30 protein-coding genes, 6 tRNA genes and 1 riboswitch are annotated in these 26529 nt (G+C 68.7%); of the genes, 20 read left to right on the forward strand and 16 right to left on the reverse strand.

Annotated features, from left to right (window positions below; genetic code table 11):
* Positions 1-41 precede the first annotated feature (41 nt).
* The 6 genes from CFN17_RS15285 to CFN17_RS15310 form a co-directional block, all read right to left on the reverse strand.
* Positions 42-683, reverse strand: coding sequence for a DUF3000 domain-containing protein (locus tag CFN17_RS15285; protein ID WP_208748604.1), 642 nt, complete (start codon positions 681-683; stop codon positions 42-44).
* 72 nt (positions 684-755) lie between these two features.
* Entirely contained in the window at positions 756-1841 is a 1086-nt protein-coding gene (locus CFN17_RS15290; protein ID WP_395925279.1) for a low specificity L-threonine aldolase, read from the reverse strand.
* A gap of 78 nt (positions 1842-1919) precedes the next feature.
* On the reverse strand, positions 1920-2654 hold the full coding sequence (locus tag CFN17_RS15295; protein WP_208748605.1) for an SDR family oxidoreductase: 735 nt from the start codon (positions 2652-2654) through the stop codon (positions 1920-1922).
* A complete protein-coding gene (locus CFN17_RS15300) occupies positions 2651-4072 on the reverse strand; it encodes a DUF6421 family protein (protein ID WP_208748606.1) in 1422 nt (473 codons plus the stop codon). The genes CFN17_RS15295 and CFN17_RS15300 overlap by 4 nt, the downstream gene beginning before the upstream one ends.
* A 199-nt stretch (positions 4073-4271) precedes the next feature.
* Positions 4272-4787 carry a peptide-methionine (R)-S-oxide reductase MsrB gene (gene msrB / locus CFN17_RS15305; RefSeq protein WP_208748607.1) on the reverse strand — a complete coding sequence of 172 codons (516 nt, stop codon included), beginning with the start codon at positions 4785-4787 and terminating at the stop codon, positions 4272-4274.
* Between the two features lie 14 nt (positions 4788-4801).
* The gene (locus CFN17_RS15310) at positions 4802-5290 is read right to left on the reverse strand and encodes a hypothetical protein (RefSeq protein ID WP_208748608.1); all 489 of its coding nucleotides are present in this window, start codon (positions 5288-5290) and stop codon (positions 4802-4804) included.
* Positions 5291-5429: 139 nt separating this feature from the next.
* Between CFN17_RS15310 and CFN17_RS15315 the strand changes: the two genes are divergently transcribed.
* Positions 5430-6740 carry a S9 family peptidase gene (locus tag CFN17_RS15315; RefSeq protein WP_208748609.1) on the forward strand — a complete coding sequence of 437 codons (1311 nt, stop codon included), beginning with the start codon at positions 5430-5432 and terminating at the stop codon, positions 6738-6740.
* Between the two features lie 12 nt (positions 6741-6752).
* Here the strand turns inward: CFN17_RS15315 and ybaK are convergent, their stop codons facing one another.
* Genes ybaK through CFN17_RS15330 form a run of 3 tightly spaced genes read right to left on the reverse strand, consistent with a single transcriptional unit; the run spans position 6753 to position 8716 of the window.
* Positions 6753-7250, reverse strand: coding sequence for a Cys-tRNA(Pro) deacylase (ybaK, locus tag CFN17_RS15320; protein WP_208748610.1), 498 nt, complete (start codon positions 7248-7250; stop codon positions 6753-6755).
* A 27-nt stretch (positions 7251-7277) separates the two neighbouring features.
* On the reverse strand, positions 7278-7745 hold the full coding sequence (locus CFN17_RS15325) for a SufE family protein (protein WP_208748611.1): 468 nt from the start codon (positions 7743-7745) through the stop codon (positions 7278-7280).
* Positions 7746-7798: 53 nt separating this feature from the next.
* Positions 7799-8716: a sulfurtransferase gene (locus CFN17_RS15330; RefSeq protein WP_208748612.1), complete on the reverse strand. Its 918-nt coding sequence runs from the start codon at positions 8714-8716 to the stop codon at positions 7799-7801.
* Between the two features lie 220 nt (positions 8717-8936).
* On the opposite strand from CFN17_RS15330, the gene zapE reads away from it, so the two are divergent.
* Positions 8937-9974: a cell division protein ZapE gene (gene zapE, locus CFN17_RS15335; RefSeq protein WP_208748613.1), complete on the forward strand. Its 1038-nt coding sequence runs from the start codon at positions 8937-8939 to the stop codon at positions 9972-9974.
* A 151-nt stretch (positions 9975-10125) separates the two neighbouring features.
* On the opposite strand, the gene CFN17_RS15340 is transcribed toward zapE, so the two are convergent.
* From CFN17_RS15340 to CFN17_RS15365, 6 genes are all read right to left on the reverse strand, one after another.
* Entirely contained in the window at positions 10126-10395 is a 270-nt protein-coding gene (locus CFN17_RS15340) for an antitoxin (RefSeq protein WP_208748614.1), read from the reverse strand.
* A gap of 215 nt (positions 10396-10610) precedes the next feature.
* Positions 10611-10685 (reverse strand) — tRNA-Val (locus CFN17_RS15345).
* A 48-nt stretch (positions 10686-10733) separates the two neighbouring features.
* Positions 10734-10806 (reverse strand) — tRNA-Gly (locus tag CFN17_RS15350).
* Between the two features lie 58 nt (positions 10807-10864).
* Positions 10865-10939 (reverse strand) — tRNA-Val (locus tag CFN17_RS15355).
* Between the two features lie 39 nt (positions 10940-10978).
* Positions 10979-11049, reverse strand: a tRNA-Cys gene (locus CFN17_RS15360).
* Between the two features lie 47 nt (positions 11050-11096).
* Positions 11097-11169, reverse strand: a tRNA-Gly gene (locus tag CFN17_RS15365).
* 330 nt (positions 11170-11499) lie between these two features.
* Between CFN17_RS15365 and CFN17_RS15370 the strand changes: the two genes are divergently transcribed.
* From CFN17_RS15370 to hisF, 15 genes are all read left to right on the forward strand, one after another.
* Positions 11500-11574: transfer RNA gene (locus tag CFN17_RS15370), tRNA-Val, on the forward strand.
* Positions 11575-11670: 96 nt separating this feature from the next.
* Positions 11671-12516 (forward strand): cytochrome, encoded by an 846-nt coding sequence (locus tag CFN17_RS15375; RefSeq protein ID WP_208748615.1) that lies wholly within the window; start codon positions 11671-11673, stop codon positions 12514-12516.
* 96 nt (positions 12517-12612) lie between these two features.
* Positions 12613-13185 carry a peptide deformylase gene (gene def / locus CFN17_RS15380; protein ID WP_208748616.1) on the forward strand — a complete coding sequence of 191 codons (573 nt, stop codon included), beginning with the start codon at positions 12613-12615 and terminating at the stop codon, positions 13183-13185.
* Positions 13182-14102, forward strand: coding sequence for a methionyl-tRNA formyltransferase (gene fmt / locus CFN17_RS15385; RefSeq protein WP_208748617.1), 921 nt, complete (start codon positions 13182-13184; stop codon positions 14100-14102). Before def ends, fmt begins: the two co-directional genes overlap by 4 nt.
* Complete coding sequence (locus CFN17_RS15390) at positions 14099-15685, forward strand: RsmB/NOP family class I SAM-dependent RNA methyltransferase (RefSeq protein WP_208748618.1); 1587 nt, start codon at positions 14099-14101, stop codon at positions 15683-15685. The genes fmt and CFN17_RS15390 overlap by 4 nt, the downstream gene beginning before the upstream one ends.
* Positions 15686-15759: 74 nt before the next feature.
* Positions 15760-16416 carry a ribulose-phosphate 3-epimerase gene (rpe, locus tag CFN17_RS15395; RefSeq protein ID WP_208748619.1) on the forward strand — a complete coding sequence of 219 codons (657 nt, stop codon included), beginning with the start codon at positions 15760-15762 and terminating at the stop codon, positions 16414-16416.
* 111 nt (positions 16417-16527) lie between these two features.
* Positions 16528-16679, forward strand: a riboswitch (FMN riboswitch).
* Between the two features lie 94 nt (positions 16680-16773).
* On the forward strand, positions 16774-16917 hold the full coding sequence (locus CFN17_RS15400) for a hypothetical protein (RefSeq protein ID WP_395925289.1): 144 nt from the start codon (positions 16774-16776) through the stop codon (positions 16915-16917).
* Entirely contained in the window at positions 16914-18092 is a 1179-nt protein-coding gene (ribD, locus tag CFN17_RS15405; RefSeq protein ID WP_208748620.1) for a bifunctional diaminohydroxyphosphoribosylaminopyrimidine deaminase/5-amino-6-(5-phosphoribosylamino)uracil reductase RibD, read from the forward strand. Before CFN17_RS15400 ends, ribD begins: the two co-directional genes overlap by 4 nt.
* On the forward strand, positions 18092-18730 hold the full coding sequence (locus tag CFN17_RS15410; RefSeq protein WP_208748621.1) for a riboflavin synthase: 639 nt from the start codon (positions 18092-18094) through the stop codon (positions 18728-18730). Before ribD ends, CFN17_RS15410 begins: the two co-directional genes overlap by 1 nt.
* Entirely contained in the window at positions 18727-19440 is a 714-nt protein-coding gene (ribB, locus tag CFN17_RS15415; protein WP_208748622.1) for a 3,4-dihydroxy-2-butanone-4-phosphate synthase, read from the forward strand. The genes CFN17_RS15410 and ribB overlap by 4 nt, the downstream gene beginning before the upstream one ends.
* Positions 19441-19453: 13 nt before the next feature.
* On the forward strand, positions 19454-20149 hold the full coding sequence (gene ribA, locus CFN17_RS15420; protein WP_208748623.1) for a GTP cyclohydrolase II: 696 nt from the start codon (positions 19454-19456) through the stop codon (positions 20147-20149).
* Positions 20150-20215: 66 nt separating this feature from the next.
* The gene (ribH, locus tag CFN17_RS15425) at positions 20216-20701 is read left to right on the forward strand and encodes a 6,7-dimethyl-8-ribityllumazine synthase (RefSeq protein ID WP_208748624.1); all 486 of its coding nucleotides are present in this window, start codon (positions 20216-20218) and stop codon (positions 20699-20701) included.
* Between the two features lie 161 nt (positions 20702-20862).
* Positions 20863-21126: a phosphoribosyl-ATP diphosphatase gene (locus CFN17_RS15430; RefSeq protein WP_018772463.1), complete on the forward strand. Its 264-nt coding sequence runs from the start codon at positions 20863-20865 to the stop codon at positions 21124-21126.
* Between the two features lie 110 nt (positions 21127-21236).
* Complete coding sequence (hisG, locus tag CFN17_RS15435) at positions 21237-22079, forward strand: ATP phosphoribosyltransferase (RefSeq protein WP_208748625.1); 843 nt, start codon at positions 21237-21239, stop codon at positions 22077-22079.
* Between the two features lie 42 nt (positions 22080-22121).
* Positions 22122-22898, forward strand: a complete 777-nt coding sequence (gene hisF, locus CFN17_RS15440; protein WP_208748626.1) for an imidazole glycerol phosphate synthase subunit HisF — start codon at positions 22122-22124, stop codon at positions 22896-22898.
* Between the two features lie 29 nt (positions 22899-22927).
* On the opposite strand, the gene CFN17_RS15445 is transcribed toward hisF, so the two are convergent.
* Positions 22928-23572 carry a TIGR03085 family metal-binding protein gene (locus CFN17_RS15445; RefSeq protein ID WP_208748627.1) on the reverse strand — a complete coding sequence of 215 codons (645 nt, stop codon included), beginning with the start codon at positions 23570-23572 and terminating at the stop codon, positions 22928-22930.
* An 89-nt stretch (positions 23573-23661) separates the two neighbouring features.
* On the opposite strand from CFN17_RS15445, the gene hisI reads away from it, so the two are divergent.
* The 3 genes from hisI (at position 23662) to CFN17_RS15460 (ending at position 26461) form a co-directional block, all read left to right on the forward strand.
* A complete protein-coding gene (hisI, locus tag CFN17_RS15450) occupies positions 23662-24102 on the forward strand; it encodes a phosphoribosyl-AMP cyclohydrolase (protein WP_208748628.1) in 441 nt (146 codons plus the stop codon).
* A gap of 128 nt (positions 24103-24230) precedes the next feature.
* A complete protein-coding gene (locus CFN17_RS15455) occupies positions 24231-25832 on the forward strand; it encodes an anthranilate synthase component I (RefSeq protein ID WP_208748629.1) in 1602 nt (533 codons plus the stop codon).
* Complete coding sequence (locus tag CFN17_RS15460; protein ID WP_208748630.1) at positions 25832-26461, forward strand: Trp biosynthesis-associated membrane protein; 630 nt, start codon at positions 25832-25834, stop codon at positions 26459-26461. Before CFN17_RS15455 ends, CFN17_RS15460 begins: the two co-directional genes overlap by 1 nt.
* Positions 26462-26529 lie beyond the last annotated feature (68 nt).

Below are 26529 nucleotides of genomic sequence, written 5' to 3' on the forward strand. Positions count from 1 at the left end.
AACATGGCGTATAAGGCCGGGACCGCCGCCTGACAACCGCCTCACGCGTGTCCGCGGGGACGGCGCGGCAGGGCAGTGACGCCTTCGGGCAGCGGCGGGAGCCCGGCGAAGGTGCAGACCATGTCAGACCATGCCTCCAGGTGCGAGGTGATGTCCGGGGTGGCGGGAGTCCAGGATGCCCGCAGTTCGATATCGATCGAGTCCGGCCGGTCGGACAATGTTCCGAAACTCTCGGAGAGCACCCTCGTGGCCGTGCCCCCGGCGGAACGGTAGGGCGCCTGATGGCTCTCCAGCGCCTCGACGAGCCAGGTCCAGGCCACGGATCCCAGTAACTCGTCGTTGCCCATTTCAGGCTCCAGCTGCGCGCGGATGTAGGTGACGATCCTGAACTCGCCGTCCCACACGGCGGAGCCGTCGGGATCGTGGAGCAGGATGAAGCGGCCGGTGGCGAGTTCGACATCGTCGCTGCCGGATGCCCGAGCCAGCGCCGCCGCGGCGGGGCCGTGCACGGCGCCGGCGGGGGCGCCGGGGCCGATCACCTCGGCCCCGAGGGCGACGGCGAACGGGGCGAGGCCCGTCGGCGCCGGGATTTCATCCAGGTGCAGCTCGCTGCGGCAACGGGCCTGCCGAAGGGTTCCCAGGGCGAAGAGGAAATCTGCCGGAACCTGATCGAGGGAGCTCACCTTGGAAGATTATGCAACCGCCGTGCCCCTGCCCGGCAGGCTCGCCGCCGGACAGGGGAAGCGGTGCACGGCTCAGGCGGCAGCGAGCTCGCGCTTGATGGCCGCAATGAAGGAATCAACGTCTTCCTCGGTGGTGTCGAAGGAGCACATCCAGCGGACCTCGCGGGCCGCCTCGTTCCAGTCGTAGAAGCGGAAGGACTTGCGCAGCCGGTCCGCGACGCCGGCGGGCAGGATGGCGAAAACGCCGTTGGACTCCGTCTTCTGGCTCAGCTGAACGCCGGGGATCGCCTCGACGCCGGCCCGCAGGCGGGCGGCCATGGCATTTGCGTGGGCGGCCGAGCGCAGCCACAGGTCGCCCTCGAGCAGGGCGATGAACTGGGCGGACATGAACCGCATCTTGGACGCCAGCTGCATGTTCATCTTGCGCAGGTAGAGCAGGCCGTGCGCGGCATCCGGGTTCAGGGCGATCACGACCTCGCCGAACAGCAGCCCGTTCTTGGTGCCGCCGAAGGAGAGGATGTCCACGCCGGCGTCGCGGGTGAAGGCCCGCAGCGGAACACCCAGGTGGGCGGCGGCGTTGGCCAGCCGGGCGCCGTCCATGTGCAGCTTCATGCCCTTGGAGTGGACATGCTCCGCGATGGCGCGGACCTCCTCCGGCGTGTAGCAGGTGCCGAGTTCGGTGGTCTGGGTGATGGAGACGGCCAGCGGCTGGGCCCGGTGCTCGTCGCCCCAGCCCCAGGCTTCCTGGTCGATCAGTGCGGGGGTGAGCTTGCCGTCCGTGGTGGGGACCTGCAGCAGCTTGATGCCGCCGATCCGCTCCGGGGCGCCGTTTTCATCCATGTTGATGTGGGCGGTGGCGGCGCAGATGACGGCACCCCAGCGCGGCAGCAGGGACTGCAGGGACAGGACGTTCGCGCCGGTGCCGTTGAACACCGGGAAGCACTCGATGCCTTCACCGAAGTGTTCTTCCATCAGCTTCTGCAAGCGGGCCGTGTACTCGTCCTCGCCGTAGGAGACCTGGTGGCCTTCGTTGGCGGCGGCCAGGGCCGCGAGGACCTCCGGGTGCACACCGGAGTAGTTGTCCGAGGCGAAGCCGCGGACGGAAGGGTCATGGAGCCGCACCGCAGTGCTGGCAGGGGCGGTTTCAATTGTGTTCATTTCAGCCGTGCTGGTCATCGCTTTGCTCACGCTTTCAGTCTAAGAGGTCATGCCGCCGGGGCTAAGTCCGGAGGAAGGTCAGCGGTCCAGCGGCAGCCGCCGGCCGTTCAGGTCGCCGGCGGGGGTGTCGAAGAGCCCGGCGGCGGCAGCGGCCAGATCGGCCACGTCCGTGAAGCCGGGGAAGGTGCGTTCGGGGGCCTTGGCCCGCATGGCGGGGTCAACGAGGGCCTTGACCACGAAGATGGCGGCCGCGCTGTGCTGCTCCACAGGGTCTTCCCTGCGGCCGGACTGGACCCGCCGGAAGCCGTCGGCCACCGCGAGGGTCCAGGCTTCCGCGGCGGCCTTGGCCGCGGCGTAACTGGCGCCTCCCGCCGTCGGGGCGGCCACCGCCGTCGACGACACCATGGCGAAGCGGCCGGCGTCCGAGGCCGCGAGGTCGTCGAAGAAGACGCGGGTGACGTTCCGCAGCGTCGTGATGGCATTGCGTTCCAGGAAGTCCCAGTCGTCGTCGCTCTGGTCGGCAATGCCTTTCGCGCCGCGCCAACCGCCCACGAGGTGGATGACGCCGTCGACGCTTCCCGCCGTCGCGATGACGGCGGCCCGCAGGTCCCGGACTCCGGCCAGGCTGGCGAGGTCGCAGACGAGCGGCGTGACGCCGCTGCCGGCCTCGGCAGCGGCGGCTTGGATGCGGGCGGCATCGGAGCCGACCGTGAAGACCCTATGGCCGGCGTCGCGCAGGGCGCGGGCGGCGGCGATCCCCGAAGGGCCGCTGCCGCCCGTGACCAGCACGTTCAGGGGACGTCCGGCACTCATCCGGCGTTCAGGGCCTGTGAGCTGCCTTCGGTGCCGGCTGTGGTGTCCGTGCTGATGTCTGTCGACCCCGTGATGCCGGCGGTGGATTCAATGACCGGCCGCATCTTCTTCTCCAGGGCTTCGTAGAACATGGAGAGCGGGAACTCGTCGTCGAGGACCTGGTCCGTGAGGCCGCGCGGCGGGCCGGCCAGGGGGAGGGCGTCCGGACCCTTGGCCCAGACCGAGGCCGGGTTGGGGGTGACGGTGCCTGAGATGAGTTCATAGGCGGCAAGCCAGTGGGCCATCTTGGGCCGGTCGATCGAGCGCCAGTACAGTTCCTCGATCCGGGCGCCGAGTTCAACCACGACGTCGGCAGCGGCGTCCCAGTCGATGCTGAGCTTGCTGTCGGTCCAGTGCAGGACGTGGTGCTGGTGCATCCAGGCGAACAGCAGCTGGCCGCCGAGGCCGTCATAGTTGCGCACCCGCGTGCCGGTGATGGCGAAGCGGAAGATGCGGTCGAAGATCACCGCGTACTGGACGAGCTTGGCATGCTTGCGGGCCTCCGGGTCGGCGTCCTCGTCCTTTTCGATCTTCACGGATTCGCGGAACGCGGTCAGGTCGCAGCGCAGTTCCTCGAGCGAGTAGAGGAAGTACGGCATGCGCTGCTTGATCATGAACGGGTCGAACGGCAGGTCGCCGCGCATGTGCGTGCGGTCGTGGATGAGGTCCCACATGACGAACGTCTCCTGCGTCAGCGCCTGGTCCTCCAGCAGCGCGGCCGCGTCTTCGGGCAGCTGCAGCGAGGTGATGTCCGCCGCGGCGCGCAGGACGCGGCGGAAGCGGGCGGCCTCGCGGTCGGCGAAAATCGCGCCCCACGTGAACGTCGGGGTCTCGCGGACGGCGACGGTCTCGGGGAAGAGGACAGCGGAGTTGGTGTCGTAGCCGGGGGTGAAGTCGAGGAAACGGATCGGGACGAAGAGCTTGTTGGAGTATTCACCCGTTTCCAGGCCGCCGATGAACTCGGGCCAGATGACCTCGATCAGCACGGCCTCCACGAGGCGGTTGCTGCTGCCGTTCTGGGTGTACATCGGGAACACGACGAGGTGCTGCAGGCCGTTGATCCGGTGCTGCTGCGGCTGGAAGGCCTGCAGGGAATCCAGGAAGTCCGGCACGCCGAAGCCGCCGTCGGCCCACCGGCCGAAGTCGGTGACGAGGAGCTCCAGGTACCGGGCGTCGTGCGGGAAGGACGGGGCCAGGGCCGAGACCGCAGCGGTGATGGTTTCAACGTACCCGGCGGCGGCTTCGTGGGCTGCGGCATCCGGCACGGATCCGTCCTGGACCTGCAGGGCCTGCAATGCGGTGGCGGCAGCCTTGAGCCGCAGCCATTCCTGGTTGCCGGCAGTGATCGGGGCGGGGGCGGTGAGAGCGGTCGTGGTCATCGTCGACGGTCGCCTTTCTGGTTGCTGTGGTGCGTGTCGCTGGATCTGATTCGAGCGTAGCAAGCAAACAGCAGTCCTAATGCAAAATGGCATCGAGCATAAGAAAGACTGTGGCAACTGGTGGGGAAAGACCGGTCCAGCCGTAGGAGGGGGAGGGCTGCGGCGGGACCCGGGAGGCTCCGGTCCCGCCGCAGGGCAGCTACTTTCCGGCTCCGTCCGCCGGGACGAGCTTGAGCGAGACGGAGTTAATGCAGAACCGCTGGTCCGTGGGGGTGCCGTAGCCCTCGCCGTCGAACACGTGCCCGAGGTGGGAATCGCACGTGGCGCAGCGGACTTCGACCCGGTCCATGCCCATGGAGCGGTCGTGGATGTAGCGGACAGTGCCCTCGGCCAGCGGAGCCCAGAACGACGGCCAGCCGCAATGCGAGTCGAACTTCTCGTTGCTCGTGAAGAGATCGGTGCCGCAGGCCCGGCACTGGTAGACGCCGCGGGTGTGGGTGTCCCAAAACTCGCCGGTGTAGGGCCGTTCGGTGCCGGCCTGGCGCAGCACTCGGTACTCCTCCGGGGTGAGCTCCTGGCGCCACTGGGCATCGGTCTTTTCGACCGTCGCGTGCGCGGGCGGAGGGGCGGCGGTGCCGGACGCGGGCTCGTTGGCGGGCTCGGAGGGGGGCGCGGCAACGGGCATGGTTTTGGACCTGTTGTTGAAGATGCTCATAGCTTGAACAACGCTCAGGAGTCCCCGATAAATCCCGAACCTGCGTAGAGATGCAGGACAGGCAGGCCCAGTTTGTCCTGCGCTTTGGTGGCCCAGTCGGTGTGGAACGTGTCGGCAACAGCGTGCGGGCGGGTGATCACGACAGCCTGCCCGGCGCTGAGTTCCTTGACCTTGGCGACCAGGCCGTCCACGGCCTTGCCCTCGACGATTTCGCCCGAGACGCCGCCGCCCAGTCCGGCCAGTGCGGCCAGCGAGGCCGCCAGGGTGTCGGCCGCTTCGGCGCGCTCGGCGGCGGGGTCGGAGTGTGCCGTCAGTTCGCGGAAGGCCTTGGCGATCTCCAGCATGGAGAGGTTCTCCAGGAAATCGACCACCAGGTGCCGCTCGGTGTTGGCCGGCACCAGGACGAGCAAGGGCGCATCGCCGCCGGCGACCAGGGTTTCGATGTTGACGCGGTCATCCGCACCGAGGGGCTCTTCTGTCAAAATGACGATTGGATCACTCATGACCCCAGCCTAGTCGCGGCCGGGGTGCCCCGCATGGTTCAGTCCGAACGGCGTACGCGGCGTGTCCCGTCCGGGCCGGCCGGACTGCCTGAACAGGCCAAATGCCGTGGTTGGGGCGCAGGTCCGTCAGAATGGTGCCATGGCATCCTCCCTGCGCCTGCTGCCGGACTCCGGCCGGGCCTCCGCACCCTCTCCCGCTGCCGGACCTTCGGGCAGTGCCAAGTGGGCGGTGGGCGGCATTATCGGCGGCAGCGCCGCCGCCGGAGTGCTGGCCGCGGGATCGTCCGCCCTGGCGCTGTACTTCGCCCGCCGTGTCATCACGCCGGCCAAATTCCGCGACGCGGACCAGGAAGTGCTGGCCGTGATCCCGGCCGGCCGGTCGCAGCACGTCATCCTCGCCGCCACCCCGGAGACCACCGTCGACGGGGTGTACGGATTCTTTTTCGACGGCGGACGCGGGCACGCGCGGATCGGCCGGATCCTGTCCTACTCGCCGGCTGAACGTACGGTGCTGCGGGAAGTCGAAGCCGTCTACAGCGGCGACTTCACCACCGCCCGCCGCGGCTGGTGGAGCGGAGCGGCCTATCCGGATCCCGCCGCCATGGGCCTGCCGTCGGAGGACGTGCTGATCGGCGTCGACGGCGGGACGGCGCCGGCATGGCTGGTGGGTGCGGCGCCGGCGTCGGAGGCAGCGGCGACGGACGTCTGGGCGATCATGGTGCACGGCCGCGGCGCCTCGCGGCAGGAGGGCCTGCGGGCCGTCCGGACCGCCCGGGAACTGGGCATGTCCAGTCTGCTGATCTCTTACCGCAACGACGGCCTGGCCCCCTCCGCCAGCGACGGCCGTTACGGCCTGGGCACCACGGAGTGGCGCGACGTCGACTCCGCCATCGGCTACGCCCTGCAGCAGGGCGCCCGCGAGGTGGTCCTGTTCGGCTGGTCGATGGGCGGTGCGATCTGCCTCCAGGCAGCGGACCTTTCGCGGCACCGCCAGGTGATCCGGGCGATGGTCCTGGACGCCCCCGTGATCAACTGGGTCGACGTGCTGGCCCACCACGCGGAGCTGAACCGGATCCCGTCCTCGGTGGGCCGCTACGGCCAGCTGATGCTCGGCCACCCCCTGGGCCGGCGGCTGACCGGGCTGGCCGCCCCGGTGGACCTGAAGACGATGGACTGGGTTGCGCGGGCCGTGGAACTGCGGACCCCGACCCTCATTGTGCACAGCGTGGACGATGAATATGTCCCGTACGGGCCCTCCGCCGCACTGGCCGAGAAAAACCCGGAGATGGTCACGTTCGAGCCCTTCAACACCGCCCGGCACACCAAGGAATGGAACCTGGATCCGGAGCGGTGGGAGCGGCAGGTCACTGCCTGGCTCCGGCAGCAGCTGGCGCCCCGGGCCAATCCCGGCGGCCTGGAGCCGGCCCCCGGGGACGCCGCGCCGCAGTGACAGAGCGCGGCGTCAGTCGTGCCGGGTGCCGATTCTCACGGTGCGGGCGGCCGTGAGCCGGATGAGTTCGGCAGGGGCCAGTTCGATGTCCAGCCCGCGACGTCCGCCCGAGACGAGGATGGTCTCCAGCGCCAGTGCGCTCTCATCCACCACCGTGGGGGAGGACTGGCGCTGCCCGAGCGGTGAGATGCCGCCGAGCACATAGCCGGTCCGCCGCTGCGCCGCGGCCGGGTCGGCCATCGCGGCCTTTTTGCCGCCCAGCGCGGCAGCCATCGCCTTGAGGTCCAGGTTCCCGCTGACAGGCACGACGCCGACGGCGAGCCGCCCGTCGACGTCGACCATCAGGGTCTTGAAGACCCGGTCCGGGTCAACGCCCAGCATCTGCGCGGCTTCGAGGCCGTAGCTGGCCACCGCGGGGTCGTGGGCGTAGGGGTGGGCGGTGAAGGGAACCCCGGCGGCCGCGAGTGCTGCGGTGGCCGGGGTTCCCTGCGATGCGGATTTGCGGGCCATGCCGGCTGGGCGTCCGGAGTCCGGCGCTCAGGCCTGCGCCTGCCGGGCGCCGGAGGCAGCGACTTTGCGCTTGATCCGGCCCAGCATGGCGGTCATTCCGCGCATGCGCAGGGGAGTGATGGCGCGGGTGAGGCCCAGCTGTTCGGGCATGTCGTCCGGTACGGCCAGGATTTCCTCGGCGCTGAGGCCGTCGAGGCCTTCATGGAGCACTCCGGCGAAACCGCGGGTGGTCGGGGCTTCCTTGGGGGCCTTGAAGTAGAGCCGCACGCGTTCCGGTGCGCCGGCGTCGGCCGGTTCCGTTTCGATGGTGAGGAACAGCGGGGTCTGGCACTCCACCACCTGCTCCAGCAGCTCGGGATGGTCCCGGAGCCGCTCCGGAAGCTCCGGCAGCCCCTGCGAGTATTCGAGGAGCAGCTGCAGCCGTTCGGGTTCGGTCAGGGCCTGGAAATCGTCAACAATGCCGGCCAGCGCGGCCGGGAGGGAAGAAGTATTCATCACTCCCAGCTTACGCACCGGCCGGCAATTGTGTCCCGGTCGCGGTGCGCGGACTACCGGCCGGCCGGGACGGTGCCGCGCTCGGCGCCCTTGGCGATCGGGACGCGGACGGCGTTGCCCCACTCGGTCCAGGAGCCGTCGTAGTTCCGGACGGTGTCGAAGCCCAGAAGGTACTTCAGCGCGAACCAGGTGTGGCTGGACCGTTCTCCGATCCGGCAGTAGGCCACGACGTCGTCGCCTTCCTTGAGTCCGGCCTCGCCCAGGTATAGGGCCTCCAGTTCGCCGCGGCTGCGGTAGGTGCCGTCCTCGGCGGCCGCACGGGCCCACGGGATGGAAGCGGCAGTGGGGATGTGGCCGCCGCGCAGTGCGCCCTCCTCCGGGTAGGCCGGCATGTGCGTGCGCTGGCCGGTGTATTCCTCGGCCGAGCGGACGTCGATCAGCGGCTTGCCGAAGTGGGCCAGGACGTCCTCTTTGAAGGCGCGGATGGGGGCGTCGTTGCGCTCCACCACCGGGTACTTCCCGGCCGCCGGAACGGAGGTTTCGGTGGTCAGGGCACGGCCCTCGGCGATCCACTTGTCCCGGCCGCCGTCCAGGAGCCGGACGTCTTCGTGGCCGAAAAGCGTGAACACCCACAGGGCGTAGGCGGCCCACCAGTTGGACTTGTCGCCGTAAATGACCACGGTGCTGTCCCGGGAGATGCCCTTGGCGGCAGCCAGGGCGGCGAATGCCTCGCCGTCGACGTAGTCGCGGGTGACTTCGTCGTTGAGGTCCGTGTGCCAGTCGATCTTGACGGCGCCGGGGATGTGCCCGGTTTCGTACAGCAGCACGTCCTCGTCCGACTCCACCACAACGAGCTTGCCGCCGTCGAGCGCGCCGGCCTCAACCGCCGCGGCGAGCCATTCGGTCGAGACCAGGCGCTCGGGGTGGGCGTACGCGGCGAACTTCTCGTTCTGCTCAACGGGGTAGGACATGGTGATGGCCTTTCACTGAAACGGTAGGGAGGCCGGCGGGGTGCGCGGGGGCCGGACCTGTTACAACACTAGTCAGGGCCCGGCGGGAAAGCTCCACCGGGTTCACACGGGGAAATGTGCTCTTCCTCACGCCGGCTGCGGGTCCGCCTCCGGGCACACAGGGCCGTGCTGCTTTGCCGGTATTCTTGCTGGGGACAAAAGACCAGCAGAACGGACCGCCTTGGTACACATCGAACAGCTCGCCGCCCGCACGCCGGCAGTTTCCGTGGACGAACTCCTCAACGGGTTCTATCCGTCGCCGCGGTTCGGTGAGGTGTCGTTCGCGAGCTACCGCCCCGACCCGGCCCAGCCCAGCCAGGCGCAGGCGGTCCACGCCCTGCAGCACTTCGCGGCCGGAGTGGGCGCACGCGACGGCGACGGCCTGTTCAAACGGCTCTTCGGCAAGAAGGACAACTCGCGGGCGGGCATTTACCTCGACGGCGGATTCGGCGTCGGCAAGACCCACCTGCTGGCATCGCTGTGGCACGCCGCCCCCGGGCCCAAGGCCTTCGGCACGTTCGTTGAGTACACCAACCTCGTCGGCGCGCTGTCCTTCCGCAAGACTGTCGACGCGCTGAGCCACTACAAGCTCGTCTGCATTGACGAGTTTGAACTCGACGACCCGGGCGACACCGTGCTGATGTCCCGGCTCATGCGCGAACTCGCCGACGCCGGCGTGAAGCTCGCCGCGACCTCCAACACGCTGCCGGGCTCCCTTGGCGACGGCCGGTTTGCCGCCGTCGACTTCCAGCGGGAAATCCAGGTGCTGGCGGACCAGTTCGACGTCGTGCGGATCGACGGCGAGGACTTCCGCCACCGCGGCCTGCCGGCGGCGCCCGCGCCGCTGCGCAATGATGACCTGACGCACCGCATGCAGGCTGAATTCGACGGCAGGACCGTGGCCCGCGACGAGTTCAGCACCCTGATCAACCACCTGGCCGGCGTGCACCCGAGCCGTTACCGCCAGCTGCTGGAAGGGATCGAGGGCGTCGTGTGGAAGAACGTGCACACGATCACCGAGCAGGCCGTGGCGCTGCGCTTCGTGGTGCTGGCGGACCGGCTCTACGACAAGGACGTGCCGATCCTGGCCAGCGGCGTGCCCTTCGACCAGCTCTTCACCGAGGAGATGATGACCGGCGGGTACATGAAGAAGTACTTCCGCGCCGTCTCGCGCCTCACCGCCCTGGCCCGCGAGGGCCAGAACCACGAGCCCTCCTGAATCCCCAAAGCAACGCGGGGTCACTTACGGTCCATCCGGGACGCCCTGAGGGGCCGGCAGGATCCCCGCGTTGTTGTAATCGGCGCCGTTAAACGCCGAAGGTGCCGGCGCCGCCTCTCGGCGGGACCGGCACCTCGCTGACGTACCTGGGTCAGAGACCCTGCTGCCGGGGTTCCCCGGCGACAGGGGGCTCCTCCGCGACGGGACGCTGCCCGGCGACGGGGTCCGTTGCCGGACGGTCGCCTGAGTTGTCCACGAAGTCGGAGGCACCCTTCTGCACAGCATCTACCTTGTCGGCGTACTTGCCGCCGGTCTTGGAGTCGACGAAATCGCCGGCCTTTTCGATGCCGTCCTTGATGGCCTGTTCATTGCCACCAATGACTTGCTGAGCCTTGCCCTTCAGATCGTCAAGTAAACCCACGGGCACCTCCCTTCGGTCGCGGAGCCAGTTCGCTCCTCCGGCTTCCGATACTAACGGCCCGTCGGGGTGATGCCAAGGGTCAGCGCTATTCCAGGGGCAACTGTCAAGAGTCTTGTGGCCCGGCCGGCACGGCCCGTCGTCGTGCCAGACCTCGTCCTGAGAAACTTCCGGAAAAACCGGGGCATGAAAAAAGCAGCTCCGGGGGAGCTGCTTGATGGTGGGCGATACTGGGATCGAACCAGTGACCTCTTCCGTGTCAGGGAAGCGCGCTACCGCTGCGCCAATCGCCCGCAACCGGAAGGATCCGGAGTGGAATTGTGAATCTTTTTACTAACGAGAGCGGACGACGAGATTCGAACTCGCGACATCCACCTTGGCAAGGTGGTGCTCTACCAGCTGAGCTACGTCCGCATTATGAAGTCCATGCCGGCCAGGCCGGTGGTACTGCATCAAGCAAGTTGCCTTGCTTTGGTGGGCGATACTGGGATCGAACCAGTGACCTCTTCCGTGTCAGGGAAGCGCGCTACCGCTGCGCCAATCGCCCATTTTCTCCGACCGAAACCGGAAACCATGGTTTTCACCGAGGTGGGTACGGGATTCGAACCCGTGTATACGGCTTTGCAGGCCGCTGCCTCGCCTCTCGGCCAACCCACCGTGTAAGCAGGATTCCAAAAGAATCTTTGCCGTGACAGTGTCCTGCGAGCGGACGACGAGATTCGAACTCGCGACATCCACCTTGGCAAGGTGGTGCTCTACCAGCTGAGCTACGTCCGCATTATTGGGTGGATTTCCTTGCCGTTCCCGGCAGTTCGTCGCGTTCCAACGAGTAAGAACTCTATAGGAGGTTCCGGCAATCTACAAATCGGGCTCCGTCGGTCCCGTGGGAATGACCCTACTTCCTTGATTTCTCGGGGATTTTTTGAATTACAGGACTGTAATTCGCTCAGGGGTGGCCGTGGTCGTTGCGCCGGGTGGCACTCTCCGACGGTCTGGACTTGGGTCAATGCGGCCGGCCGTAATGTCTGTCCTGATCTCTGCCATGCGGAACGCCGCCTCTCCCGATTTCTCAATTCCGCCAGGGTGGGCTAGCATTCAATGTCGTTGGGGCGATTGGCGCAGTGGTAGCGCGCTTCGTTCACACCGAAGAGGTCACTGGTTCGAACCCAGTATCGCCCACCAACGAAATGGTCCGTTCCGCTATCGCAGCGGGACGGGCCATTTTGCTTTGCGCCCTTGTCTGAGCCCGTTGTCTGACCCCCGTGAAAGAGTCGTTCCATGACAGCTCCACTTCTTGCCCACGCCACTGACCATGGCCGGATGTATGCCCGTTCCACAACAGCGCAGTTCTCCGTCCCCTCGATCACCACGGTGATCGGGCAGCAGCCCCACGGCCTGGACGGCTGGTTCGGTTACATGGGTGCCAACAGCCTGGCCCGGGATCCGGAGCTCCCCGCTATCCTCGGCAGCCCGGCCAGGCTCCGGCAGGCGGTCAGCCGGGCCGCCAAAGCAGCGGAGACGTACCGGGACGACGCCGCCAAGCGCGGCGACCGCGTCCACAACTACTGCGAACAGGTCGCGCTCCGCGCCCTCGGCCGCCCGCACCAGATGAAGGAAACCAGGGAGGCCCTCGCTGCCAACGGGGAGGAAGCCTTCGCCGCCCGTTTCGATGAGTGGTGGGAGCTGTTCCAGGTTGAGCCGATCGCACCGGAGATCACCGTCTGGAATCAGACGGTGGGCTACGCGGGCACCCTGGACCTGGTGGCGAAGATCAACGGCCGTACCTGCCTCATCGACTACAAGACCAAGAGCACCAGCCGGGACGGCACGGTCAAGCCGCTCGATGACAAGGTGGTCATGCAGCTCGTTGCCGGCATGAAGGCGGAAGAAAGCCTCGTTGATCCCGTAGCGGGGGAGTGGGAGGCCTGGCAGCACGGCGAGTCGCCGATCCTTCTTGCCGTGGCCGTCGGTGAAACGGAAGTCCGCCCGCAGCGGGCCAACCCCGATGTCCTGAAGCACCACTGGTGGAAATTCTGCGCGCTGCGCCGTGTCTGGGAAATGTCCGCCGACACCGTCGCCGCCGGGTCGGCGCTGCTGCCGATCGCGCCGCCGGTGAAGCGCTGACTGTTCAGTGCTGCTGCTGACGCGGAAACGCTGACCTGTGCAGCTGCAACTAAACTGGATTGGACCCCTAGCCCCCACCGTGAGGACAGAGCGCACATGGCCATTCTGAATATCCGCATCATCGGCGACCCTGTGTTGCGCACGGTCGCCGATCCTGTGACGGAATTCGGGCCTGAACTGGCCAAACTGGTCGCCGACATGACGGAGACCATGGAGGATGTGGAGGGCGCAGGCCTGGCCGCACCCCAGATTGGTGTAAGCCAGCGGGTCTTCACCTACCGGATCGGCGGCGTCGAGGGCCACATCATCAACCCCGTCCTCGAAAACAGTGAGGATTTCCAGGAGGACCAGGTCGAAGGTTGCCTGTCCATCCCCGGTCTCGGGTTCCCCGTCCGCCGCCACCGGCACACCCGGGTGACCGGGGTCGACCTCCACGGCAACCCTGTGACGGTGGAGGGCGAGGGCATGCTGGCGCGATGCTTCCAGCACGAGACCGACCACCTGGACGGCATCCTGTACACCGACCGGCTCGAGGGCGAAGACCGGAAGGCTGCCTTGCGCGCCATCCGCAACGCCAACTACGAGGCCATTACGGAAAAGACGACGGCGAAGCGCGCCAAGACGGTCGGCAGCAGCTTCGGCGGTTCCAGCTTCGGTATCACCCCGTGAGGGTTCTCTTTGCGGGGACCCCTGCCGTTGCCGTGCCGTCCCTCGACGCCCTGATCGGCGCAGGATTCGACGTCGTCGCCGTCCTGACCCGCCCGGATGCCCCGCTGGGACGCAAGCGGATCCTCACGCCGTCGCCCGTGGCGGCACGGGCCGCCGAGCTCGGGATTGAAATCATCCACGCCGCCAAAGTCGATGCTGCCGTCACCGACCGCATTGCCGCGGTGGCGCCCGACGTCGCGGCCATCGTGGCCTATGGCGGCCTGATTCCCCGGGCCGCGCTGGAGATACCCCGCCACGGCTGGGTGAACCTGCACTTCTCCCTGTTGCCGGCATGGCGCGGTGCCGCCCCCGTGCAGCGTGCCGTCATCGCCGGCGACGACGTCACCGGCGCCGTCACATTCCGCCTCGAGGAGGGCCTCGACACCGGTCCGGTCTTCGGCACCCTCACGGAGACAGTCCAGGTCGGCGACACTGCCGGGGACCTGCTCGAGCGGCTCTCCCGCAGCGGCGCTGTCCTGCTGGCCCAGACACTGTCCGCGATCGACGCCGGCAAGGCCGTCGCGCTGCCGCAACAGGGCGAGGTAAGCCTGGCGCCAAAGCTGGGCCTGGAGGACGGCCGGCTCGATTGGCGGCAGCCGGCACTGGCGATCGGACGCAGGGCGCGCGGTGTCACACCCGAGCCCGGCGCCTGGACCATGCTGGACGGCCAGCGGATCAAGCTGGAGCCGGTGCTGCCGGCGCCCGAAGCCGCCGTCCTACGTCCAGGGACGCTGGCCCTGGACGGCAAACGCGTCCTCGTCGGCACAGGCTCGCATCCGGTGGAATTGACCCGGATCCAGCCTGCGGGCAAAAAGATGATGACCGCCGCGGATTGGGCGCGCGGGCAAGCAACACTTGAAAGCGTGGTATTCGAATGAGCGAGTCCGGAACCGGCGGCAGCGGCCGCGGCAGGGGCCAGCAGCCCCGCGGACACCAGGGCGGCGGCAGCCGGCGGAACGCCCAGGGCAGGGAACGCAACCGCGGCCCGCAGCGGAACTTCACCGAAAATGCCCCCTCGCAGCGCACCCGCCGGGCCGATCCGGCCAGGCTCGTTGCCTTTGAAGTGCTGCGCGCCGTGGCGGCCGAAGACGCCTACGCGAACCTCGTCCTGCCGGCCCGGATCCGCCACCACAAGCTGGACAAGCGCGATGCCGGTTTCGCCACCGAGCTCGCCTACGGCGCCCTCCGGGGCCAGGGCACCTACGACGCCATCCTGGCGCGCTGCGTCGACCGGCCGCTGGACCAGCTCGACCCCGCCATCCTGGATGCCCTGCGGATCGGGGCGCACCAGCTGCTCGCCATGCGGGTGCCCGCGCACGCCGCCCTGGACCAGACGGTGGGGCTGGCCCGCGCCGTCATCGGGGCCGGACCGTCGGCGCTGATCAACGCCGTGCTGCGCAAGGTCTCGGCCCGCACCCTCGATGAGTGGCTCGAGCTGCTGCTCAGCACCGAGACGGACGCCACCAAGGTCGCGTCCATCCGCTACGCCCACCCTGAATGGATTGTCCGCGCGCTCCGCCAATCGCTCGTGGCCCACGGCCGGGACGCCGCCGAGATCGATGAGCTCCTCGAAGCCGACAACGCCGCACCCGTCGTGAACCTCGTGGCGCTGCCCGGCATCGGCAGCCTGGACGAGGCCCTCGAGAACGGGGCCACGCCGGGCCACCTCGTCGAGGGGTCCGCACTCTCCAGCGGCGGCGACCTCGGCCGGTTCGCCTCGGTCCGCGGCGGAGGCACCCGGGTCCAGGACGTCGGCTCGCAGCTCGTGGCCCGCGCCATGGCCGCCGTCGACCTCGGCCGCGCCAACGCCGGTATCAGCGCCGATATCAGCGCCGCCGGCGGCGCCAACAGCGGCGCCCCGGGGGAGCGCTGGCTTGACCTGTGCGCCGGCCCCGGCGGCAAGGCCGCCCTGCTCGGTGCCCTCGCCCGGCAGCGGGGCGCCCACCTGCTGGCCAACGAATTCGCGCCGCACCGGGCCAAGCTGGTCCGCCAGGCGCTCTCCGCGGTTCCGGAGGACGCCTGGGACGTCAGGACCGGCGACGGCCGCGACCTCGGCGCGGAGCAGCCGGAGGCCTTCGACCGGGTCCTCGTCGATGTCCCGTGCACCGGGCTGGGGGCGCTGCGCCGCCGCCCGGAGTCGCGCTGGCGGCGCACGCCCAAGGACCTCGTGGACCTGGGACCGCTGCAGCGCCAGCTGCTCAAGTCCGCCCTCGACGCCGTGAAGCCCGGCGGCGTGGTGGCGTACGTGACGTGTTCGCCGCACCCGGCGGAGACCACCGCCGTCGTCAGTGACGCCCTGCGCAAGCGGGAGGACCTGGAACTGATTGACGCCGGCGCCGTGCTGGACAGCGTCAGCCTCCCCGGCCACCTCGGCGCCGGGCACGAACTCACCGCCCAGCTCTGGCCGCATGTGCACCACACGGACGCCATGTTCCTGGCGCTCATCCACAAGAAAGCCTGAGCGCCGGGCGATACTTGCCAGGACGTCTCCGAACAGACTTTGCACCAGACCATTAGACCGACAAGGAATTCCGCATGACCAAGTGCTGCATCAACCCGAGCATCCTTTCCGCCGACTTCGCTAACCTCGAGGCTGAGCTGAGCCGGATCAGCAACGCCGATGCCGTGCACGTCGATGTCATGGACAACCACTTCGTACCCAACCTGTCGCTCGGCCTGCCCGTGGTGCAGCGCCTGCAGGAGATCAGCCCCGTCCCGCTGGACGCGCACCTGATGATCGAGCACGCCGACCGCTGGGCTCCGGCCTACGCGGACGCCGGAGTGGCATCCGTGACGTTCCACGCCGAAGCCTCGATCGCCCCCATCAAACTGGCCCGGGAACTGCGGGCGCGCGGGTCCAAGGCGGGCCTTGCCCTCCGGCCGGGGACCGGCGTCGAACCGTTCCTGGACATGCTCGGCGAACTCGACATGCTGCTGATCATGACCGTCGAGCCGGGATTCGGCGGCCAGGAATTCCTGGACCTGTGCCTGCCGAAGATCCGGCGGGCCCGGGCGGCGATCGACGGTTCGGGCCTCAAGGTGGCCCTGCAGGTCGACGGCGGCATCACCGAGGACACGATCTTCCGGGCCGCCGACGCCGGAGCCGACGTCTTCGTGGCCGGGTCGGCCGTGTACGGCGCCGCGGATCCGGCCGACGCCATTGAGCGGCTCCGGGTGGCGGGCCGCCGCTGACGCGGCGTCCCGGGATGACCCGGGCCGGTCCGCCGGGATGACCCGGGCCGTAATATGCGCAAGCGGGAATAGCCGGAGACCTGCCAAGGTTGTGTCAGAATAGCAACACACATACGTGCTCCGGGGTCGGTGTAAGTCCGAACCGGCGGTGACAGTCCGCGACCCGCGCGCCAGTGCCCTTCCTCGGAAGGGACGCCGGCAAACGGTTGAACCGGTGAAATTCCGGTACCGACAGTTAAAGTCTGGATGAGAGAAGCACGTACAGCTGTTACTGCGGCGCCCCAATGGCGCCGCATGATTGTGCTGTCGTATACCCCCGGAGCCATCGCGGTTCTAGAGGGAAGGAACGACACACACATGAACCTTCTGCGATGGCTCTTCGAAGCACAGATCCCGGTCGCCGGGTCTGTCCTGATTCTTCGCGAAGTGCTTGAAAACTTCTTTGGGCTGGCCTCCCGGCTGCTCGCTGAGCCGGTCGGTGGCCTGGCGGTGGGCGCATGAGCGCCGGTCACCTGGCCGCACCGTCCGCTTCCGGCGGGTCCGACGCCGGCACGCCCGTCAGCGCCGACCAGTTCAGCGCAGCGGAACGGACGGCCATGCAGTCCGCCCTCTCCGCCGCCGCGCAGGGTCCGCGCGGCGCCAACCCGCTCGTGGGCGCCGTCATCCTTGGGACCGATGGGACAGCCCTCGCCACCGGATACCACCGCGGTGCCGGAACCGCCCACGCCGAAGCCGATGCGATCACCCGGGCCCTGGCGGCCGGGGTGGACCTCCGCGGCACGGCGATGGTGGTGACCCTGGAACCGTGCAACCACTGCGGACGCACCGGCCCCTGTGCCAGGGCAATCATCGACGCCGGCATCACCGACGTCGTCTACGCCGTCGATGACCCCCACGATCCCGCCGCCGGCGGCGCGGGGACGCTGCGCGCGGCCGGCGTGCGCGTCCGGTCCGGACTGGCGGCGGAGGCCGCCCTGGACCTGAACCGGGACTGGTTCGACGCCGTCGACGCCAAACGTCCGTTCGTCACCTTGCACATCGCCCAGACCCTCGACAGCCGGATCGCCGCGGCTGACGGCACCAGCCAGTGGATCTCCAGCCCGGAGTCCCTGGCCGACAACCACGCCCTGCGCGGCCGGATCGACGCCATCCTGGTGGGCACCCAGACGGTGCTGGTGGACAATCCGCGGCTCACCGCACGGAACGCCGCCGGTGAGTCCGCAGGCAAGCAGCCGCTGCGTGCCGTGATGGGGCACCGCGGCATTCCTGAGGACGCCGCGATCCACGGCGAGGACGGCAATGTTCTGCACCTGGCCACCCGTGATCCCCGCGAAGCCCTCGATCAGCTCTTCGACAGCGGTGTCCGGCACCTCATGGTGGAAGGCGGGTCGCGGATCCTCAGCGCCTTCCTGGCCGCCGGCCTCGTGGACGAGCTGATCGTCTACCTCGCCCCGACACTGCTCGGCTCCGGCACCGCGGCCCTGGAAGACCTTGGCATCACCACCCTGGCAGATGCCCAGCAGTGGGAATGGGACCCGGCATCCGGGGGCGCCGTGCAGGTCCTCGGCCGCGACCTCCGGCTGCACCTCCGCCCGGCCCGCCCGGCCGGCACCACGACTTCATCCGATCCAACCCCGCACCGCACCGTTGCGGAGACCGCCGCAGGAGGCAATTGATGTTTACCGGAATTATCGCCGAACAGGGGAAAGTGCTGTCCGTTGAGCGCAACGGCGACATCAGCGCCACCGTCCGGCTCCACGCGCCCGGCACCACGGACGGGCTGGCCCTGGGCGGGTCCATCGCCGTCAACGGCGTCTGCCTGACCGCCACCGAGATCGACGGCAAGGACTTCAGCGTCGACGTCATGGGCGAGACCCTCAACCGCAGCACCATCGGCGAGCTCGCCGCGGGCGACCCCGTCAACCTGGAGCGCTGCGTGCCCGCCGGCGGCCGGCTGGACGGCCACGTCGTCCAGGGTCACGTCGACGGCGTCGGCCGGCTCCTGGAACGTGAGGGGCTCGGCAACTGGGACCGGCTGCGCTTCGGCGTGCCGGCCGGGCTGGCCCGGTACATCGCCGAAAAGGGCTCCATCGCCGTCGACGGCGTGTCCCTCACCGTCACCGCCGTGAGCCCGGCCAACGATCCCGCGCCCTGGTTCGAAGTCGGGCTGATCCCCACCACGCTGGCCGAAACCGGCCTGGGCGGCAAGGAGATCGGCGGCCGCGTCAACCTCGAGGTCGACGTGCTCGCGAAGTACACCGAGCGCCTGCTGGCCTTCTCCGCAGCCGCCACCACGAACGGAGCAGCGAAATGAGCCGCGTCACCGACCACGCCGGACACAACCTGGCCGAGAAGCTCCGCACCGCGCCGGCGTCTACGGCACGCACGGGCCTGGACCCGATCCAGGACGCCGTCAGCGCCATGGCAGCCGGCCGCCCCGTGCTGGTCGTGGACAACGAGGACCGCGAAAACGAAGGCGACATTATTTTCGCCGCCCAACACGCGACCCCGGCCCTGATGGGCTGGACCGTCCGGTACAGTTCCGGGGTGATCTGCGTGCCGCTCGACGCCGACCGGGCCGACGCCCTGGCACTGCCGCAGATGGTGGCGGTCAATGAGGACGCCAAGGGCACCGCCTACACTGTCTCCTGCGATGCCGCCGTCGGTGTCAGCACCGGCATTTCCGCCACGGACCGCGCCCTGACGGCCCGGATCCTCGCCGACCCGGAAAGCCGGCCCGGCGCATTGACCCGCCCCGGGCATGTTTTTCCGCTCCGCGCCGTTAAGGGGGGAGTGCGGGAACGTCCCGGCCACACCGAGGCGGCCGTGGACCTGTGCCGGCTCGCCGGGCTGGAGCCCGTCGGAGTGATTGCAGAGCTTGTGTATGACAACGGAGAGATGATGCGACTGGACGGACTGCGTGACTTCGCCGCCGAGCACGGCTGCCCCCTGATTTCGATTGCGGATCTGGTGGCCCACCTCGAGGCAGGGCACCAGGGCGGCCACGTAGCGGATCCCGTCTGATCGAGGAGGAACAATGACGACTTCTAAGGCAAGCGAAGAGACGGCCATGACCCGTACGCCGCATCCGGTCAGCGCAGGGCCGATCGTCCAGCTGCCCACGGCCTTCGGCGACTTCGTGGCGCAGGCCTGGACCGACCTGGCGACCGGTGCCGAGCACCTGGCGGTCAGCTCTCCCGTGCCGCCGGCCGACGGCAAGGCACCGCTGGTGCGGCTGCATTCCGAGTGCCTCACCGGCGATGTGTTCGGCTCCTACCGCTGCGACTGCGGCGAGCAGTTGGCCTATGCCCTCGAGCTGATCAACGAACTCGGCGGCACGCTGCTGTACCTCCGGGGCCAGGAAGGCCGAGGCATCGGACTGGCCAACAAGATGAAGGCCTACGCCCTGCAGGAAGCGGGCTTTGACACCGTGGAAGCCAACGAGCAGCTCGGACTGCCCGTCGACGCGCGCTGCTACAAGGCCGCCGCCCAGATCCTGGCCGAGATGGGACTGCACGAGATCCGTCTCCTGAGCAACAACCCGGACAAGCAGGACCGGCTTGCCCAGGCGGGCGTCAAGGTGGTCGAGATGGTCCCCACCGAGGTGCCCTCGAGGGAACAGAACATCCGCTACCTGCAGACGAAGAAGGACCGGATGGACCACCGCCTGGTCCTGGACGTCGAGCCCGCGCCCGCCGCCGGGCAGGGCGGCTTCGAACACGAACAAGACTGACCCGGCGGCCTCCCCGGCGGGCCGGCCCACTAAACAAACACCCAGACCAACAGCAAGGAACACTCCATGAGCGGCCACGGCGCCCCCCAGATCGACCTCAGCACCTTCAACCCGGAGGAAACCTCCCAGCTCAAGCTGGCCATCGTGGCCGCGAGCTGGCACACCCAGATCATGGACGGCCTCCTCGACGGTGCCCTGCGCGCCGCGAAGGACGCAGGCATCAGCGAGCCGACCGTCCTGCGGGTGCCGGGCACGTTCGAGCTCCCCGTCGCGGCGGCCCGGCTGGCACCGCACTTCGACGCGGTCGCGGCGCTCGGCGTCGTCATCCGGGGCGGCACGCCGCACTTCGAATACGTCTGCGAGGCGGCCACCGTGGGCCTGACCGAGGTCAGCGTCCGCACCGGCGTCCCCGTCGGCTTCGGCGTGCTGACCTGCGACACCGAACAGCAGGGGATCGACCGGGCCGGGCTGCCCGGCTCCACCGAGGACAAAGGGCACGAGGCAGTCACCGCCGCCCTGGCCACGGCAGTGACCCTCAAGCAGTTCGGCTGAACCGCCCGACGACTACGAACGACGGCCCTGCAGGGCCGCCCGCACCCGCCGGGCGCCCCTGCAGGGGCGTTCCGCTGTGTTCTTATGCAATGCCTCACATCCCGTTCGTCATGCAACGGCCCGGCAGGCGTTCGGCCGCCGGGAGCAAGTAGGCTTGGGGCGTGAAGAATTTCGAGTCGCTGTTCGCAGAACTGAGTGAAAAGGCAGCCGTCCGCCCGGAAGGCTCCCGCACCGTCGCCGAACTGGATTCCGGAGTCCATGGCATCGGCAAGAAGGTCGTGGAGGAAGCAGCCGAGGTATGGATGGCTGCCGAGTATGAATCCGATGAAGCCGCCGCTGAGGAAATTTCCCAACTGCTGTACCACCTGCAGGTTCTGATGCTCGCCAAAGGACTCACCCTGGAAGACGTCTACAAGCATCTGTAGCCGCGCCCGCACCGGACACCGCCAGGAGGCAGGACCTCTCCGGCGGACCCCGTGCACCGCGTGGCCGATGCGCCCAACAGACCCTTCCACACCCAAGAGAGATTTCTCCCATGCTTAGAGTTGCCGTCCCGAACAAGGGATCCCTGTCCGAAGCCGCCTCGGCCATCCTCGCCGAGGCCGGCTACCGCCAGCGCCGCGACACCCGCGAACTGGTCATGGTGGACCCGGACAACGATATTGAGTTCTTCTTCCTGCGCCCCCGTGACATCGCCGTGTACGTCGGACAGGGAACGCTCGACGTCGGCATCACCGGCCGTGACCTCCTGCTCGACGCAGAGGTCGAGGCCGAGGAACTGCTGCCGCTGGGCTTCGCCGCTTCCACGTTCCGCTTCGCCGGACCGGTGGGCGACTTCACCACCATCGCCCAGCTTGAAGGCAAACGCCTCGCCACCAGCTACGACGGCCTGCTGCGCGGCTACCTGGCCGAACGCGGCATCAACGCCAAAGTCGTCCGCCTCGACGGCGCGGTGGAATCCTCCGTGCGCCTCGGCGTCGCGGACGCGATTGCCGACGTCGTCGAGACCGGCACCACGCTCAAGGCCGCCGGCATGGAAATCTTCGGCGAGCCGATCCTGCACTCCGAATCGGTACTGATCGGCCGCAAGGGCGAACAGAACCCGGCCACCGACGTCCTCATCCGCCGCCTCCAGGGCGTCCTGGTGGCCCGGCAGTACGTGATGATGGACTACGACATCCGCAAGGAACTCGTGGAGCAGGCCGCATCGCTGACCCCGGGGCTGGAATCGCCCACCGTGTCGCCGCTGCGCGATTCGGACTGGGTAGCCGTCCGCTCGATGGTGCCCAAGCGGGAAACCAACCGGATCATGGACGAACTCTACGACCTCGGCGCCCGCGCCATCCTGGTCAGCAGCATCCACGCCTGCCGCATCTAGGCTCCCGCCTGCCGAATCCCTCCGCAATCTTCAGGAGAAGTCATGACTGTTGCCGTGCGCGTAATCCCGTGCCTGGACGTCGATGCCGGCCGCGTGGTCAAGGGCATCAATTTTGAGGGGCTCCGCGACGCCGGGGACCCGGTGGAACTGGCGCACCGCTACGACAACAGCGGCGCCGACGAGCTGACGTTCCTCGACGTCACCGCGTCCTCCGGCAACCGGGAGACCACGTTCGACGTCGTCCGCCGCACCGCCGAGGAAGTCTTCATCCCGCTGACCGTGGGCGGCGGCGTGCGCGGCGTGGCCGAGGTGGACAAGCTCCTGCGCTGCGGCGCGGACAAAGCCGCCATCAACACCGCAGCCGTGGCCCGGCCGGATGTGATCGACGAGATCACCCGGCACTTCGGTTCCCAGGTGCTGGTGCTCTCGCTCGACGCCCGCCGCACCCGCCCGGGTTCGCAGCCCACGCCCTCCGGCTTCGAAGTGACCACCCACGGCGGACGCCAGGGGACGGGCATCGATGCCATCGCCTGGGCCAAGGAGGCGGCCGACCGCGGCGTCGGCGAAATCCTGCTCAACTCGATCGACGCCGACGGCACCAAGGACGGCTTTGACCTGGAACTGATCCGGCTCGCCCGGGCCGGGGTCAAGGTTCCGCTCATCGCCTCCGGCGGCGCCGGCAAGCCCGAGCACTTCCCGCCGGCCGTGGCGGCAGGCGCCGACGCCGTCCTGGCGGCGTCGGTCTTCCATTTCGGCCCGCTCGACATGATCGCCCAGGTCAAGGCCGCGATCCGGCAGGCAGGCTTCGAGGTCCGCTGATAGGAATTCTGTAAACGAGCGGGTGGGGATTAGAGGCCGACCTCGGCCGACTGCAGGAGCGCGACGGCGTCCGGCTGGCCTTCGAAGGTGACGAGGGCGTGGCGGGTGCGGCCGTGGGCGTGCATGAGCAGTTCCCCGGGCTCGCCGATGATGGCCACGGAGACGGGGGCGCGCTTGGCCACGTGCCGCGGCCCCGAGGGGCTCACGAGCACAATGCCAAGGTCCACGCCGCGGTACAGGATGGCGGCCCGCTTGACGAGTTCGTCCCACAGCGCATCTGAGTAGGCCTCGTCGAGGGCCCGCGGAGCCCAGCGGTCGACGGCGCGGCGCACGTCCTCCGTGTGCACAAAGTACTCGATCAGGTTGGAGCTCTCGTCCAGGGCCTTGATCCGCAGCGGCGACAGCGCCGGCGGGCCGGCGCGGAACGCGTTGACCAGCTTGGCGTAGTCCTCGGGGGTCTTCAGCGTGCCGGCGAGCTCGGCCGTGGCCTGGTCCGAGGCCTTTGAAAAGCGCTTAATCAGCAGGCCAAGCCCGACGCCGACTTTCCGCTCACGCAGGTACAGGTGCGCGGCGAGGTCGCGGGTGAGCCACCCGGTGCAGAGCGTGGCAGCATCAGGACCGGCCGCCAGCAGGGTTTCGGCCAGGACTTCTCGGGACGGTTCGACGAAATGCATCACTTGTGAAACTAGCACGAGACTGCCGCAGGTGGGCACAGGAATCGCCGCCGCGATTCTGGCTGCCCGGAGGCACTAGACTTGACCTGATGTCTGAGCAGCCCGCCCCCGCCACCAGCCCCGCCAACGCCGCGCCCGGCAACACCGTGTCCGGCGAAACACAGCCGACGGCGGGACCCCTCCCGGCCGGTCTGGCAGCGGCCCTGAAGCGCGACAGCGCCGGACTCGTGGCCGCCATTGTCCAGCAGTTCGACACGCACGAGGTGCTGATGCTGGGCTGGATGGACGACGAGGCGCTGCACCGCACCATGACGACCGGCCGGGTGACCTTCTATTCGCGGTCCCGCCAGGAGTACTGGCGCAAGGGAGACACCTCCGGGCACGTCCAATGGGTCAAGTCCCTCGCCATGGACTGCGACGGCGATGCCCTGCTGGTCCGGGTGGACCAAGTCGGCGCAGCGTGCCACACGGGAACCCGGACCTGCTTCGACGGCCGCGAGCTCGACGCCGTCGTCGGCCACGGAGGCTAGGCGCCCCCGGCCCGGGGCACCGGCACGGACCCCCGGCAACCCCACGCTTCACGAACCGGACCGCCGGCAGGATCCCGAAAACCGGATCCGCCGCGGGCCACACTAAAGAACAGGCGGAAAGCACAGCCATGCAGGACCTTGGAATCATCAGCCCCGGCCTCGAAGAGTTCCGCGAACTCGCGGGCCACAGCCGCGTCATCCCCGTCCGGCTCAAGGTGCTGGCTGACGCCGAAACCCCGATCGGCCTCTACCGCAAGCTCGCCCAGGGCCAGCCCGGTACCTTCCTCATGGAATCGGCGGCCGTGGGCGGATCCTGGTCCCGCTACTCCTTCATCGGCTCCCGGTCCCGGGCCACCCTGACCACCAAGGACGGGCAGGCGCACTGGCTCGGCGAGCCCCCCGTCGGCGTGCCCCTGGCAGGCAACCCGGTGGACGCCATCCGCGACACCGTCGCCGCGCTGCGCACCGAGCGCTTCGAGGGCCTGCCGCCGTTCACCTCCGGGCTGGTCGGGTTCCTGGGCTGGGAAACCGTCCGGCACTGGGAGAAGCTGACCAGTCCTCCGGAGGATGACCTCGAACTGCCGGAGATGGCCCTGAACCTCGTCACGGACATGGCGGTCCACGACAACATGGACGGCACCGTCCTGTTGATCGCCAACGCCATCAACTTCGACAACAGCTCCGAACGCGTCGACGAGGCCTGGCACGACGCCGTCGCCCGCGTGAAGGCGCTGCTGGAGAAGATCAGCAGCCCCGTCAAGCAGCCCGTGTCCGTACTCGAGACCGCGGCGCTCGATTTCGCCTCCAGCGTGCAGGAACGCTGGGACGAGTCCGAATACCTGGCCGCCCTGGACCGCGGCAAGGAAGCGATCGTGGACGGCGAAGTCTTCCAGGTGGTGATTTCCCGCCGCTTCGAAATGGAATGCGGCGCCGACCCGCTGGACGTCTACCGGGTCCTGCGAAACACGAACCCGAGCCCGTACATGTACCTGTTCAGCTTCGAGGACGCCGCCGGCCGCGAGTACACGATCGTCGGTTCGTCCCCGGAGGCCCTGGTGACCGTCACCGGGGATGAAGTCATCACCCACCCCATCGCCGGATCCCGGCCGCGTGGCAAGACTGTGGAGGCGGACAAGGCCCTGGCCGAGGAACTGCTGGCTGATGAGAAGGAACGCGCTGAGCACCTCATGCTGGTGGACCTGTCCCGCAATGACCTCTCCAAGGTCTGCGTCGCAGGCTCCGTCGATGTCACGCAGTTCATGGAAGTTGAACGCTTCAGCCACATCATGCACCTCGTCTCCACCGTGGTCGGCACGCTGGCCCCGGAGGCGAGGGCCTATGACGTGCTGAAGGCCACCTTCCCGGCCGGCACCCTCTCCGGGGCCCCGAAGCCGCGGGCCCTGCGCCTGTTGGACGAGCTCGAACCGCACCGCCGCGGCATTTACGGCGGCGTGGTGGGGTACCTGGACTTCGCCGGCGACATGGACATGGCGATCGCGATCCGCTCGGCCCTGCTCCGCGAAGGCCGCGCCTACGTCCAGGCCGGCGGCGGGATCGTGGCCGATTCCGTCAATCCCACCGAGGCCCTGGAAACCGTCAACAAGGCCGCCGCCCCGCTCCGCGCCGTCCACACCGCCGGCTCGCTGCACAACATCACCCCCGACGCAGTGACCGACACAGTCACCGACGCAGCCAACACGTCAGCGCCCGACGCCGGGACGGACCGCTGATGGGGGAGCCGGACGCCGTCGTCAAAAGCACCAGCCCCAAGGTTCCGCGCTGGGCGCGGAAATCCACCGTTGTCCTGGTGATCGCCGCCCTGGCCCTGGCCGTATTCGGGACCACCACCCAGACCTGGCTCACCGTGCACCTGGATCCCACCCAGCTCGGCGCGGCCGTGGCAACCCAGAACGGGCTGCAGGTCCAGGGCAGCAAGGCGGCGACCGCGGTCTCGGCCCTGGCCCTGGTGGCCCTCGCCGGCGGCCTCGCGGCGGCGATCGCCGGCCGGGTGGCCCGCTGGGTCATCACGGTGATCATCCTTTTGGCAGCTGCCGGAGTCGTCACTGCGGCGGCCATCGTCCTCGCAGACCCCTTGGCCGCGGCCCAAGGCTCGATCGCCGCCGCCACCGGCATCAGCGGCAGCAGCGTCCAGGTGGACGTCACGGTGTTCCCCGTCCTCGCCGTCATCGCCGGCTCCCTGCTGGGGATCTGTGCGCTGGCGATCGTGCCGGCCGGCCGCTACTGGAAGAGCCGCACCAAATATGACACGGCGGCCGCCGGAGTGGCGGCTCCGCAGGCCGGCCCCGCGGACGAGATCGACAGCTGGGACCGCTTGTCCCGCGGTGACGACCCCACTTAAGCCCCTGACCCGGTGCGGCGGGCAGGGCGGCCCGCAACACGGCCAATACCACCGCCAAAAAATGGCAG

It is taken from the genome of Arthrobacter sp. PM3 (assembly GCF_003352915.1).
Classification (GTDB): domain Bacteria; phylum Actinomycetota; class Actinomycetes; order Actinomycetales; family Micrococcaceae; genus Arthrobacter.